The sequence below is a fragment of the Leptospira noguchii serovar Panama str. CZ214 genome (genome assembly GCF_000306255.2).
In the GTDB taxonomy this organism is placed as follows: Bacteria; Spirochaetota; Leptospiria; order Leptospirales; family Leptospiraceae; genus Leptospira; species Leptospira noguchii.
In genome coordinates, this window is the sequence record NZ_AKWY02000034.1 from 630074 (window position 1) to 644869 (window position 14796).

The 14796-nt window shown below is 34.3% G+C and carries 10 protein-coding genes; 6 read left to right on the forward strand and 4 right to left on the reverse strand.

Annotated elements, in window-relative coordinates:
- The first annotated feature begins 14 nt into the window (after nt 1-14).
- The 4 genes from dnaG to LEP1GSC059_RS20200 all read left to right on the forward strand — a co-directional run bounded on the left by dnaG (nt 15) and on the right by LEP1GSC059_RS20200 (nt 4962).
- Complete coding sequence (gene dnaG / locus LEP1GSC059_RS20185) at nt 15-1811, forward strand: DNA primase (protein ID WP_002176585.1); 1797 nt, start codon at nt 15-17, stop codon at nt 1809-1811.
- A gap of 16 nt (nt 1812-1827) precedes the next feature.
- Nucleotides 1828-3585 carry an RNA polymerase sigma factor RpoD gene (gene rpoD, locus LEP1GSC059_RS20190; protein ID WP_002176596.1) on the forward strand — a complete coding sequence of 586 codons (1758 nt, stop codon included), beginning with the start codon at nt 1828-1830 and terminating at the stop codon, nt 3583-3585.
- 103 nt (nt 3586-3688) lie between these two features.
- Nucleotides 3689-4030 carry a hypothetical protein gene (locus LEP1GSC059_RS20195; RefSeq protein WP_002176496.1) on the forward strand — a complete coding sequence of 114 codons (342 nt, stop codon included), beginning with the start codon at nt 3689-3691 and terminating at the stop codon, nt 4028-4030.
- Between the two features lie 29 nt (nt 4031-4059).
- Nucleotides 4060-4962, forward strand: a complete 903-nt coding sequence (locus tag LEP1GSC059_RS20200) for a DUF6714 family protein (protein ID WP_017214944.1) — start codon at nt 4060-4062, stop codon at nt 4960-4962.
- 200 nt (nt 4963-5162) lie between these two features.
- On the opposite strand, the gene LEP1GSC059_RS20205 is transcribed toward LEP1GSC059_RS20200, so the two are convergent.
- Entirely contained in the window at nt 5163-6815 is a 1653-nt protein-coding gene (locus LEP1GSC059_RS20205) for a glycerol-3-phosphate dehydrogenase/oxidase (protein WP_017214945.1), read from the reverse strand.
- Between the two features lie 32 nt (nt 6816-6847).
- Here LEP1GSC059_RS20205 and tyrS point away from each other — a divergent pair, with 32 nt between their 5' ends.
- Nucleotides 6848-8065 carry a tyrosine--tRNA ligase gene (gene tyrS / locus LEP1GSC059_RS20210; protein WP_020981258.1) on the forward strand — a complete coding sequence of 406 codons (1218 nt, stop codon included), beginning with the start codon at nt 6848-6850 and terminating at the stop codon, nt 8063-8065.
- Between the two features lie 45 nt (nt 8066-8110).
- The gene (locus LEP1GSC059_RS20215; RefSeq protein WP_017214946.1) at nt 8111-9307 is read left to right on the forward strand and encodes a polysaccharide deacetylase family protein; all 1197 of its coding nucleotides are present in this window, start codon (nt 8111-8113) and stop codon (nt 9305-9307) included.
- 344 nt (nt 9308-9651) lie between these two features.
- Here the strand turns inward: LEP1GSC059_RS20215 and LEP1GSC059_RS20220 are convergent, their stop codons facing one another.
- From LEP1GSC059_RS20220 to LEP1GSC059_RS20230, 3 genes are all read right to left on the reverse strand, one after another.
- Nucleotides 9652-10218, reverse strand: coding sequence for an LIC_11695 family lipoprotein (locus tag LEP1GSC059_RS20220; protein WP_017214947.1), 567 nt, complete (start codon nt 10216-10218; stop codon nt 9652-9654).
- A gap of 26 nt (nt 10219-10244) precedes the next feature.
- Nucleotides 10245-12653: a TonB-dependent receptor gene (locus LEP1GSC059_RS20225; RefSeq protein WP_036057992.1), complete on the reverse strand. Its 2409-nt coding sequence runs from the start codon at nt 12651-12653 to the stop codon at nt 10245-10247.
- 1014 nt (nt 12654-13667) lie between these two features.
- On the reverse strand, nt 13668-14168 hold the full coding sequence (locus LEP1GSC059_RS20230; protein ID WP_002176700.1) for an SRPBCC family protein: 501 nt from the start codon (nt 14166-14168) through the stop codon (nt 13668-13670).
- Nucleotides 14169-14796 lie beyond the last annotated feature (628 nt).

Genomic DNA, 14796 nt, shown 5'->3' on the forward strand with positions numbered 1-14796 from the left:
TAAGTGAGCCCCCGTTGTCCAACAAAAAGGATTTCATCGATCGAATTCACCGGGAAGTTCCCATCGAGTCCTATATATCTCGTTTTATTCCTCTTAAAAAACGTGGCAAAAATTTTATAGGCCTTTGTCCATTTCACCAAGAAAAATCTCCTTCTTTTAACGTTTCCGCAGAAAAACAATTTTATTACTGCTTCGGATGTAAGGCATCCGGAGATCTCATTCGTTTTGTAATGAGTTACGAACGAGTGGATTTTTCCAGATCTCTGGAAATTCTCTCCGAATATTCTGGAATTCCACTTGAAGAAAAAAGTTCTAAAAATTCTGAATTTTCAGACTTTCTTTATAAAATAAATTTAAAGGTTTCTGAATATTACCAACACCTGTTACATACTCCTACAGGTAAAAACGCACTCGATTATCTTAAGTCCAGAGAAATAGAAGATTCAGAAATTCGTTTATTCGGTTTAGGTTATGCCCCTGAAGGTTTTGATACACTCGCCAAAGAAGTGTTAAAGACTAAGGAAGAAATCTCGGGAGCAATTCAACTAGGGCTTCTTAGAGAAAAAGAGGCCGGAAATGGACGTCCTTACGATTTTTTCCGGGACAGAATTATGTTTCCAGTATTGGATCTTTCCGGCAGAACGGTAGCATTTTCAGGAAGAATTTTAGGTCCGGGAAAGGAAGCAAAGTATATCAATAGCCAAGCCTCGTTGATTTTTGATAAAAGTAGAACGTTTTATAATTTTTTTAAAGCCAGAGAAGGAGTTCGTAAAACGGGGGAAGCTATGCTCGTCGAAGGTTATCTAGACGTAATCGGGCTGGTTAGGAGAGGTTATGAAAACGTAATCGCTTCTATGGGAACCGCAATTACTGAAAATCATATTCGAACTCTTAAAAAATTTGCGGAACGGATCGTTTTCGTTTTGGACGGGGATATAGCAGGTAAGAAAGGCGCTTTAAGAGCCGCCGAAATTTGTCTAAAAGAAGGAATGGAATGTTCCATCGTTTTACTTCCAGAAGAAAAAGATCCTTTCGATCTATCTAAATCACTTACCAGACCGGAATTACACGAAATACTTTCCGATCGAATTCAGGGTTCCGAATTTGTTGTAGAAGAACTGCTGGAAAATGCAGATTCCCGCACGCTGCCGGAAAAAAAAAGAAAGTCACTTCAAAATTTATATTCCTTCATCCAAACCCTAGGCCGGGAAACGGACAAACAATTCTTGCTCGGATTGGGTGCTAATAAACTCGGAATCAGTATGGAGGCGGTTCTTAGAGATTTTAAAGGCGGAACCAGTGCAAAGAATGGACCTTCCAATGCCGATACTAGTTCTAACTTAAAAGAAGTTCAGGAAATCTCTGGTCCGGCTTTAGATTGTGAAAGAAAGATCGTTTCTATGCTCGTAAAACATACTGGATTGTTTTCCTATTCGGAAGAAATTTCTTCGATGGAATTCATGGACATTGCAAGTTCTTATCTTTGGGATTATTTATACACAATCTACACGGGAGAAGAGGAAATTTCTCCAGTAGGGATTTTAACCTCTGAACTTCCAGAAGATCTAAAACAAATTCTGGCTCCTTATCTTTTAGAAGAAGATTCTGAAAAAACAGAACCAGGAGAACTACATAAGGTTTTTAGAATTCTTTTGTTACAACAGAAGAAGTTTAGAATTGATGAAAAAATTCGGGAACTCGATCAAAAAAGAGAACGTTTTTTTACGCCCGAAATATTTACGGAACTGAGTTTTTACCGTAAAGAAAAAGAAAAGATTCTGGAACATATCCGGAGTCAATCAACCACATAAATTTAGAGGGGTTCGAATGGAAAATCTACAAAGTATGCCCGAGGTTCAGAAAATTATTTCCCTCGGAAAGGCAAACGGTGAAGTTTCTTACGATGATATTAACGAAATACTTCCCGATAAAATTCTGAACTCGGAAAAGATAGACGACTTTTTTACACTACTGCACGAGATGGGAATCGAAATCGTAGAAGAATATACCAGAAACACTCTGGAACCCGCTTCCACTCTCGTTCCTAAAGACGATTCTAAACCAGCTAGAAAGAAAAAAGAATCCTCCGCTTCTACAAGCGGTTCCGAAGATCCGATCAAACTTTATTTAAGAGAAATTGGTAAGGTAAGTTTAATTTCCGGCGAAACAGAGGTTTTTCTCGCAAAAAGAATTGAGAAGGGAGAAAAGATCATTGAAGAGACGATTTTAAGTTCCTCCATTCTCAGAGCAAATTATATTAAACTTTTACCTAAGATTCGAAGTAAGAAGATCAAAGTTTATGATCTGATTCGAGTCGATAAAATGTATGCTCTCAACGCAGAAGAAGCTCATAAACTAGAAGAATTATTTTTTAAAAACATTTTAGTCATCCAAGAACAGGAGAAGGTCCTTCAAGAAGCAATTTCTAAAATCAGAAAGTATTCTGAAACTTCTAAAAAGTATAAGGAATTTAAAGAGAAGATAGACGCTTCTACAGAAATCATATACAACGCAATCCGAGAACTTGGAGTTTCTCAAAAAGAAATTCAAAAAATTTCTCAAAAGATCAAATCCATGGTTTTTAGAATCAAGGAAATAGATCGTCATTTTTTAAAGATCAAAGCTCAATATGGTCAAGATGTCCGAGACATTAAGGCGTTTAACCGATTTATCGAAAAGAATGAAAAGTTAGACGACATCGAAGTTAAGATGGGCGTCAACATAGACGAAGTTCGAGAAGTCATTAAGGACATCCGAAACAATGAAAGAAAACTTCGTCGTATGGAACAGGAAGCAGGTTCTACGGTTCAAGAAATCAAAGATTGGGGCGAAAAAATCATCAAAGGAGAAAGAGAAATCTCCCAAGCAAAAAAAGAACTGGTCAAAGCAAATCTTAGACTCGTAGTTTCCATCGCAAAACGTTATGCGAATCGTGGTATGCACTTCTTCGATTTGATCCAAGAAGGAAACATTGGACTTATCAAAGCGGTGGATAAATTCGAGTATAAAAAAGGTTATAAATTTTCCACATACGCAACTTGGTGGATCCGTCAGGCAATCACACGCGCCATTTCCGATCAAGCAAGAACGATCCGAGTTCCAGTTCACATGATCGAACAAGTCAATAAGGTAATTCGTGAAACTAGATTGTTTATTCAAGAATTCGGGCGCGATCCAAATAACGAAGAGATTGCGGAAAGACTCGGTTGGCCTGTTCAAAAAGTGAAAATGGTTAAGAACGTTGCCAGAGAACCAATTTCTCTGGAAATTCCTGTGGGCTCCGAAGAAGACTCAGAACTAGGAGATTTTATTCCGGATACGGAAGTAGAAACTCCTGTGAATGCTGCAGCTTCTAGCATTTTAGCAGAACAAATTCGTCAAGTGTTACATACTCTTCCGGCTCGAGAACAAAAAGTAATCCGTATGCGTTTCGGTTTGGACGACGGCTATCCTCAAACTTTAGAAGAAGTAGGTTATCAATTTAAAGTTACAAGAGAAAGAATTCGTCAAATCGAAGCGAAGGCCCTTAGGAGACTGAGACATCCTTCTCGTTCCAAGAAATTAAAAGACTATATTGACGGTTGATTTTGTCGGAACTCCTACAACGGACATTAACATCATTTTTATATACTTTGCCAATTTCTACGGTTGTTCCTAACGAAAAATTTAAATATAGGATCAGGTAACTATGTGGCAATTTCTAACTAAATTTGGTTTTATCCCTTTTTTCTTTTTTGAATTTATAGGATTTTTCAGTTTGGGAACGATGGGACTTGGATTGTACTATTTGGTATTTCCGATTTCACAATCTTTGTTTCCACACCCAGATTCCTTACACGGAGATAACGTCTGGCTTGTAGCAATGTATGCAAGCTTGTTATGGCCTTTGGGTTTTATTTTTGGTGCAATTCTATTTCATTCTCTTAAAAAAAGAGGATGGTCGAAGGGAATATTATATTTTTTGTATATTCCTATGTTTTGGTTCTGGACAGCGCTTCTGTGGCTTTTCTTAATTAAAAGCTATTTTTAACGAGTTAGGAATCGATATTAAATTTCGCAATGACTCGGTATCAAATTGAATGGTTTTATCTACAAGAATTACCCGCTTCCAAGGAATCTCTAGACCCTGGGAAAGAGGCGCATTGTTCTTTCTTACTGCGTTTTCCAGACATTCCACAAGGGAAGGGACATTGTACTTTTTTCGCAATAAATCTTATTTCAGAAGAAGGTGCAATTCGACTTGGTATTCCCTTAGAAGGAAAACGAGGTTATTGGGTAGTAAACTCTATTTCACAAGATGATTTTAAGAAAATCGTCGAACAACGTATCGCCGAAGCTTTTAACAAAGGGGATCGATCGAAAGCGTTGCAAGACCTCAACCACTTCTTTATCGATACGACTCCTGATTTTCGCGATGAGTTTCGAAAAGACTTAATTCCTGTTGAAGTGTTGCGTATTCTAATCGATTTCGCATTTGAAAACGTAGTTCGCGGGAACGGCGTAACGCTTCACGAGGCGGTGGCAGAAGACGATTATCTGAGCAAAGAAGAATGCCTTGCGGCTCGAAAAAAAGATCCTGACGTTCACTGGCGCGATGTGCCAACGGAGCATCTTGCAAATCATCCTGAATTCCTAACTTACCTCGATTCCGAAGGTCTTCGTTATTATTTACCCGCAGTTATGATGTTTGCTCTCAATTTCAATGATTACAAAAACATGAGCGACACTCCTCAGCGCGCTTATTGGATCCTCCTACCGTCTGTGGCTCCTCGCGATGTCGGCAAAGGTTACGGTGAAACGTTCGATGTTGCTGCTTATGCAAAGGATCTCAACTTGACACAAAACCAAATCCTTGTTTGTTATCGATTTGTATGTTATATGGCTATTGAAGCGGACGAGGGTGTAGATGAAGATCAATATCCGGCGATGTGCAAGTGGCGGACCTTAGCGGGTTTGCATTGAACTTAAAAAAAAGATTGATTGCGGTTTTATTAAAAAGTTGTCGGAGTTCCGACCAAAAGACGCGTGCAAATTCTTCTTGCGAGAATTAGAATTTTCTGATATAGGAGAATTTGCCGGAATTTTTTCCCACCACCTCCACCCAAACGCGGGTGGGGCTCATTTTAGTTTCACAAAAAATCCATCGATGTTCCGACAAATTCTCATCGATAAGACTTTCTTAAACTCTCGATCAAATCGATCACAGCCGTTTCTTCCGACTTTTTTGTCTTTTCTTTCCATTTCAACTTTTTAGCAAGAATAGTTGCTACAGGAGCAACCATTTTTTGCGTTAGAGTTAGATCTACAAATAGAATCCTAAATCTTCTTGCAAGAACATCGGTGACGCCTAACGCAAATTCTTCGTTAACCGCAAATACAACTTCTTCTTCAAAATACGGAATTCCCTTTCCTAAAAGTTTTGGTTTTTTACCTAAAACTTCGAAAACCTCCGTTCCATAATAATTTTGAAGTCTTTTTGCAAAAACAGTATCGATCTTATACGTTTTTTCGATTTCCTGATAAAGAGATTCCGAATAGTTTGCAGCTCCGGGATAAGTATAAAATTTAGTAGAACATTCTTCTTTAATTTCTAAATTTCCAACTTGAATGAGCCTATCCACCAAATCCTCAGCCATCTTCCTATATGTAGACCATTTTCCTCCACCCATAGTAACAAGGCCCGAGTTAGAAACTAAAATCACTTCCTCTCTCGAAATATTTTTAGTATCCTGATTTCCTTCTGGTGAAATCAAAGGACGAATTCCTACAAACACAGAAAGAATGTCTTTTTGAGTGACTGGATTTTCTAAATATTCGTTTCCAGTATCTAATAAAAATTGAACCTCATTTCCTATTGGAAGTGGTTCTTCTCCAGGATTTTCAATCGGAGTATCCGTAGTTCCAAGAATTACGCGATCTTCCCAAGGAATGATAAACACTACTCGTCCGTCCTTTGTTTTCGGGATGATCATAGCAGACTTACAAGGAACTTTTTCTTTAGAGAATACTAAATGAATCCCTTGACTGGGAGAAAGCACGTTAAACGTCCTTGGGTCGTCTAACTTACGAATGTGATCCACCCAAATTCCGGTCGTATTTGCAATTACCTTTGCATAAACCGGAAAATTTTTTTCTGTCTCTAAATCTTTGAGATTGGCCCCTACAATTTTTCCATTCTTTTTGATAAAGGAAACGAGTTCGACTCGATTGGCAACTACGGCTCCTTCTTGTTGAGCAGATCTTGCAAGAAGAACATTCAAACGAGAATCATTAAACTGAGCGTCGTAATAGGTTATTCCGCCAAATAGACCGTCCTTTTTAATTGCCTCAAATTCGGAAACCGCTTCGGATTTAGAAACCGTTTTATGAAAAGGAAGTTTTCCTTTAGAAGCCAAAAGATCATAAAGAGTAAGACCAATTCCGTAATATGGTCTTTCGTAAAATCGATATGCGGGCAGAACGAACTTAAGAGGTTTGACTAAATGAGGGACGTTTTCCAAAAGTCTTTGTCTTTCTGTTAGAGCCTCATGAATCAATTTAAAATGAAACTGAGCCAGATAGCGCACTCCGCCATGAATCAGTTTGGTGGAACGGGAAGAGGTTCCCGAAGCAAAATCTTTTTTTTCAATCAGAGCCGTTTTATAACCTCTTTTTGCCGCATCGAAAGCAGCTCCGGCACCTGTAGATCCACCTCCGATTACTAAAATATCAAAGGATTCTTTTTGTAGTTTTGAAATTTGTTCGACTCGTTTTTGTTTTTCCATTTTGAGAACTCTTCCTGCTTTACAGGTTTCTTTCTCCCTACAAATTTGCATTAAGTTTCACAATTCAATCCAGATTTTCTTTCATGGACATTCAAAAACAAATCGAAATCATCCGTCGCGGCACCGTTGATCTAATTAGCGAAGAGGAATTAAAATCCAAACTTCAAAAGAAAAAAACTCTTAAAATCAAAGCTGGTTTTGATCCGACCGCTCCCGATCTTCATTTAGGCCATTTTGTTCAGCTCAAAAAATTAAAACATTTTCAAGACTTGGGTCATGAAGTTTCTTTTTTACTAGGAGACTTTACCGCAATGATCGGAGATCCTACTGGAAAGTCTGAAACCAGAAAAAGACTTTCCAAAGAAGAGGTTCTAGAAAATTCAAAAACCTATCAAAACCAAGTCTTTAAAGTTTTAGACCCGGTTAAAACCAAAATTATCTACAATTCAAATTGGTGTTCTAAAATGAATTTCGAAGACGTTTTAGTTCTTAGCTCTAAATATAACGTTGCTAGAATGCTTGAAAGAGACGATTTCAGCAAACGTTACAAAGCGGGGCAACCCATCTCCATGATAGAATTCTTATATCCTCTCGTACAAGGTTACGATTCTGTAGCAATGGAATGCGACGTAGAGTTAGGCGGAACCGACCAGAAATTCAATCTTCTCGTAGGAAGAGACTTACAAAGAGAATACGGAAAAGAGGCACAGTGTGTTTTGACTCTTCCGTTACTTGTGGGACTGGACGGATCTAAAAAAATGTCCAAATCTCTTGGAAACTACGTAGGAATCACTGAAACTCCGATCGATATGTTTGGAAAACTCATGTCGATCAGCGACGATCTGATGTGGAACTATTTCGAACTTTTAACCGATCTTCCTCTGCCTGAAATCGAAAATCGAAAGAATGGGATGGCGAAAAAAGAACTTCATCCAAAAGAAGTAAAAACAGAACTTGCAAAATTAATCATGGATCAATTTTCATCTACTTCTGAAAACGAAGAAGCAATTCAGGAATGGAAAAAAATTCACAACCCTAAATCTAGAGCAGTTCCGGATGACGTAAAAGAAATCAAATTAGGGGAAGAATTTTTTGCAGAAACTCCAGAACCTTTATTAGTCTGGGTATTAAGTAAACTTTCTTTTTTACCTTCTGTTTCTGAAGGAAGAAGACTGATCAAATCGGGAGGACTTTATCTTTCTGAAGACAAGATCACCGACGAAAAACTTTCGATTCAAAAAGGAAAAGAATACTTAGTAAGACAGGGAAAAAAAGGGAAATTTTTAAAAATTATTTCCTAAAAATGATTTGAAGAATTCAAAATTCCTTCTTTCAATCAAATCTTTATGTTAAGTGAAGAAGAATCATCGGAACTTTCCAAAACTATTTCTGAAATTAAAAAAAACGGAATTGAGTCCGAGGTAATTGAACGAAAATTCAAAACGATTCGTATTATTTTTTCGATTGGTTTTTTTACATTTTTAGGCACTGTCTCCGCGCTTACTCTAACCAACAAAATCTTCAAATTAGAAGCTACCGTAGAAAAACAAACTCTTCACATTACTAATTTGGAAGAAACATTAACCTCTCTTCGTCTTGAAGAACAACAAAAAGAAGAAGAACTTCTGAAATTCAAATCGGATCTTTATGATTCAGTTCTAGATGGAGATCTATCCGATCAGGTTGCAGCAAACAAAACAAATTTAGAAACACTTGCGGGTTCAGAAATTGGAAAAAACATCAATCGGGGAGATACACGTTTTAAAGAAATTGCACTTACATTTGATCTTGGAACTGGAGAAGACTTAAAACTGATCTACGAATATCTTTCCCAATTTCCGATTAAAATCACTTTGTTCGTTTCAAATGAAAATCCGGCTCTTAAAAACGGTTCTTTTTTTAGTAATACTAATTTATACTATTTAAAAAAATTATCAGAATTAGGAAACAGAGTCGTTTTTGGAAATCATACTTGGAGTCATTATAATATTCCAAAAAGTTTATATGAAACTTCTCTTCGTAGAAGAGCGTTATTGAGTTACGTTTCCAACGAAATTCCAGATGCAAATTTTCTACAACAAGAAATGAGAATGGTAGAGGAAAAATTTGAATCTATTACTGGCAAACCATTGACTAAATACTACAGACTTCCCTACGGAGGGTTTGATCCTTTGGTCATACAAACCTTCGGAAAACTAGGTTACACACATCATATCTTTTGGAGCAACAACTCGGAAGGTTCTTTAGATATTCCAGATTTTGTATATAAGAAATTTATTTATAAAAAAGATCCTCAGACCGGAAAAACCAGAATCGTACCCAATCCAAACTATAAAACCAAAGCGGAAACTCTCGATTTTCTATACCGTTGGGAAGAAGCAGATAAAAATGGTATGAACGGAGCTATCATTTTGATGCATTTAGGTTCTCCTAGACAATCGGAAAAACTGATTTATATTCTTCCCGATTTTATCCAAGAAATGATTTCTAAAGGATATAGTTTTGTAACCGTTCCGGAAATTATTAATAATCGTCAAGATTGATTACCACTTACTGAAATTAAAAACAAATCTATGTTCATTTTTAAAGAAAGGAATTTCCTAAAATTCTAATATGATTCGATAGCTTAAGGGAATCAGATAATTCACAATAAACAAATTTGCTTTTTGAAATTCATTTAAAAGGAAACTCTTTTCTTTTTTATCTACAATAAATCAGACTTTACTCTAAATATTGCTTCAAATCTTTATTTCCTTGGGGCAAAATAAAAACCATAGAGACGACTACAATATTTATCACTTAACCTCAAGGAAAATAGATTCACTTCAATTATTCAAAAAAATATTTAAATTATAATTTTCTAAATTATATATAATTTAAATTACTTTTATTCCCAACACTGTCCTGGTGCCAAACATTTATAATGAGTTGCATGTCCAAAACTCTGAAGATTATTACAAAGCTCTTTTCCAGAGCTACTATTTCCGAAATCAAAATTATATGAATTCCAAATAGGTACAAAATATTCTCTTTCTCCAGCATAGGAATATACATTTGGTACAGGCTCGTTAATACCCATAAAACCTTCGTAGTTACAAGCAGCCACCTTATTAGGAACTACACAAGGACCATCGATAATATCGTAAGCCATATCATAGTCATATACTTCTTTCATTCTCTTTACAAAATTTTGAGCAGATTGATTCCAAAGTGCTTTTTTATCAAAAAATGCCTTTGTCCATTCATGGCAAGAAAGGATTTCTCCATTTGGTTTTTTAAACCTAGTACTAAACATAATCGTAAGTCCTAAACTTTGTCCCTCACTCTGTGAATTTTGTTTTAAAAGTAAAATCCCAAGAATATCGTTTACATTCACATTATCTTCTTGTTTACAAAAAGCTAGATTAGCTATCATCAAAACAATCGCTAAGACTACTCTTATCATTTTTCTCATTGAATTTAAATCTCCTTAAACTTAATTTATATTTTGTAATTTACAATGAATCCATAAGTCCGTGGTGCTCCTGGGACCGCTTGAAATGTCCCGTCTATATAAGAAGTAAAGTAATATTCATTATTTATGTTATTACAATAAAGATAAGCGGACAAACGCTCTTCTTCGTATCCTATTTTCAGATTTGTGATGGTATAAGGGCTGCTATAAATTGTATTATCTGCGGCAAAATACATCTTACCTACAACTTGAAATTCATATCTGAAAAACAAACCAGGCGACGAACGATATTGCAGATAACTGACTAGGTCATACTGTGGAATAAAATGTACATGTTTACCATCAAAGTTCGTATCTAAAATCCGATCATAAAACTTATTAAAAATCCCTTCCGTATATCCTGCTAAAAAACCGAGCTGTAACGACTTATAAGGTTTTAGATAGGCTTCCATTTCGGCCCCGCGAATTGTAACTTTTTCGGCGTTTAAATTGATAGCTTCGGCTATAGAAATAGCCCTGATTACATGGAAATCCGCAGTTTCCGTATAAAAGTAGGCGAGATTAATTCCTAAGTTTTCGTTGAAATATTTAGATTTGATTCCTACTTCTAGTGTATCGTTAACCTCTGGTTTAAAAGCGGCTAATGATGGTTGATTAACAACGGTACTAAATCCTCCATTTTTATATCCGCGACTTAAACCGATAAAAATCATCAAAGACTCTACAGGTTTATAATCAAAAATAATTCTAGAAACATTATAACGATAAGAGTCATTTCGAACATAGTGGGGAGATAAAATTCTTACGTCTCCATAAGGATTATCGAATAAAACACCTCTCGCATCACGACTATGACCTATACCAATCTTTTGAGTTTCGACCCTGGCACCTAAGGTAAGAGTAAATTTTTCCCAAAACGTATAACTATTATGAGTAAAAAAGCTAAAAGACTTATCTACAACTCTTGAATGATGTATCTCTCTAGCGGGAGCGTTTAATCCCTTAAGCACGTTATACGTATATGCTTGCATTAAACGCTCTTGAATAAACTCTTTGTCAGATATTTTATGATAAAATAATGTTCCGATTTTAAATTGTAACGGCTCTTTTTTATTTTTTGATTCTATACTCGTCTCATGGGTTCTAGTAGTAGAATGTTCTATATATTCCGATTTAATTACCGGGCTTCTTGTAAAATCTCCATCTATACTTAAAGGATCAATTTCCATTTTTCTAATGCTAGAAATTGTCTTTAAAACCGCTTTAGGAAATTTATAAGTAATATTACTGGAATATGTTTTCCCGGTTGTATTTGAAATACCTTCATAATCCCAAAACACTTTTCGAACTGCTTTCGTACGATTAATATAAGTTCGAATATTTTTATCACAAACTTCCGGACTAACCACACATCCTTTTACTAGACTTTTTCGTCTTTCTGTTCTTGAAGCAAGGTAATTGACTATGTTCAAAGAACCATCATCGAAACTTTCAGCGTTTGCTTGTAAATCTACTTCTAAATTTTCTAAGGGAGTCCAAAACAATCTGAATCTTCCAGATTTTCCTCTTCGTCCATCTGGATGTGTTTTGCGAATTTCAATCGGTATATCAGAAACTAAATTATTAGGGTAATTAAATCCGCTTACGTTATTTAAATACCCACTTCTTTGGGTGGATTTTCCGGAAACAGCGATATAAAGTTTATTTTTGACCAGAGGCATATTATAAAAAAAAGAATATTCTTTTTTTTCATAATTTCCCCAATCGACCGTAAATTTGCCCTGAGGCATATTATTTGGTTTTTTAGTATTAATTTCTATTATGCCTCCTTGGAAATTTTTTGCAAAAACAGTCGCTTGAGAACCCCTATGAACTTCAATACTATCCAGCGCAAATAGTTCTGTGTTCAATGCAACGTTATCTGCAAGAGGAACTCCATCTACTATCAATCCAACGGAAGGATCGCTAAAAAGAGTACTTCTCATTCCTCGAATATTATAATATGTGAAGTTACGAGCGCCCGAATCTATAATTGCAAAATTTGGAACCTGCTTATCAATATCATTGGTTCTAGATATACCCTTATCTAAAATATCCTGTTCATTAAATCTGGAAATACTACTCGGGGTTTTAAATATTTCTAAATCCCTTTTATCCTTTCTACCTTGAACTATAATTCCGTCTTCCTTTTCAGAAGTTTTTTTATCTTCTTTTTTTAAAGTAGGAAGAGTGGCTTCTTTCCCATCAATAGTAAATGTCACTATAAATAATAAAGTTGTAATATATAATTTAGAAAAATAAAAAATAATATTAGAATTTAAGAATTTTATTTTTAAAGTTATGCGCCGAGTTGTGTTTTTTAAAATTATAAGATAAGTTTCAAGTACATCACTTAAGAAACAAAATAAAATAACAAACTTATAGAACATGATCATATTGGAAATAAGTTGTTTCATTTGTAAAGAGGATAATTGATTTCAGGACTCAAAATCAATTATGTTAAAAGTAGATCAAATTTAAATTTTCAATTGAGAAAAGGTCATTTCCATAAAATTGAAACTCAATTGACAATTTATTGTTTGTATAAAATCACCATTTAAGAAATCAAAAAGTATGCCAATAAAACAATCATTTTATAAATTGAAATTTGTTTAAACGATTCAAATAACGTGGGTTTGGCGTAAGAAAATCTGGGTGAATAAAAACTCAATGAAACGACTTCTTAAAGGCGTCGTTGCAACTCGCATATTTCAAAGCTAAAATAGCTTCCGACCTGAAACTCTTTCGTAAAAAGTGCTTCAATGAGTTTTTTTCACTCCAATTTCTTCAAAATTTCCAAACTCAAATGCTACTCTCTATGGATCGCAGCATTAATAAATCGCTTTCACCGAACTCACGTGAAATAAAAAGCCTAATTCAATGAAGTAAGGTGTTTAATTATTCATATAAAAAAATAGAAAGACTTTTTTAAAAATAATATTGGAAAGACAAAATTAACTAACACGACGATTAAACATTTTAATAACAAAAGCATCAGAATTCTGATGTACTTTTAAAATGAATTATATAAGAATAGAAATTAGGATTTTTTTTTAATATAAGAGCTTGTATTTTTTGTAAATTTGTTTTTTTGCATATCTCGTTTCTTTAAGTTATAAGCAATTTTTTGAAATCTGTTGCATTTTCGATTTCTGGAAAATTACAGAAACATTATATTAAAGTTCATAAATTTACTTTTGAAAATTAGAACTTTTAATATATAAGATAATTTGGTTCGTAATTCGTAGGCTTTATATTTTTTAAAAACTTTGTACATCTACCAAAGTTTTATAGAACGTTGCATTCTCTTTTCATGATTGCAAAATCAAATTCTATAATATTACAAGATAACGAACGATTCTTAAATTCAAATCAAATTACGATAAAGATTTTAAATAAAATAAATTTTTTTAAGGAAAAACTGTATTTAAAATTTCAAGTTCTTTCTTGAGATTTGCATCCTTTCCAACAATCATAAAAATCGCTCGAATCGGAATACTGGAAACTTCTGAAACTTCGTTAATCGTAATTTTTGTTTTGTTTCCGTCAGGCTGCAATCTATAATCCCAAGATCCTTTCATTCCAAAACTACTTTCTTTCATCTCTACTCGAACCCGAGAGTTTTCTTCTCTTTCAGTCATTTCGAAATGAATATATCCTCCCATATCCACTTCTTCTTTCCAAATCGGATATCCTTTCGTGTTCTTTCCTTCCAGAGTTACATGTATCACTTCTTTTCTATATTTTGGAATTTCTTCCAAATTCAACAGATGTTGAAATACCCTTTCTACAGGTGCATTTACCGTTGCAGAAATGTTACCTTCAAATTTCGGATTTGCAAAAGCCCCTAAACCAAAAAATCCTAAACCAAGAACACAAATTATTCCTAATAAACTGAATAATATTTTCATCACTTTTTCCTTTATTTGTTTTAAAACTTTTAAAATTTGAAATTTTACTCTATAAAATAGATTTTTAATTTTTGTTCATGATCGCCAAACGACGATTTGATAGTTAATCATTCTTTTTTGAATTTTATATAAAAATTCCTTAAAGTTTTTCCCTCTAAATTTTTCCAAAAGCCATACATTCCTTAATGATCTATTAAGTAAATCTTATAATTTGTATTACTTTGATTCCATATAAAAAGTAACATACATTTTGAGACAAATCCCAATTTAAAAGCAGAATTTTTAACAACTCTATTCAAACTTATAAGTATTTCTATAAAATATAAAAATTTATTTTATAAGAATTTTTTATGATCTATTCAAAACTATATAATAGATTTTGTAACCAAAATGTAAACTTGGAAATTATATTGAGAATTGTATAGTGGGTTATCGAAAGTTTAAATTCTAACGGCGATTTATCCACAAACATCAGTAGCTTTGTATAAGTAAGTACAAATTTTATAGAATGAATAATAGAGTAGGGGTTTCTAAACTCATTCGAATTTTAAGTTTATAAAAAACTTTCAAAAATGAAATTGCTTCTCTCTTCCTCAAAATTTTTTTATATTGTATAAAAAGAAAATTT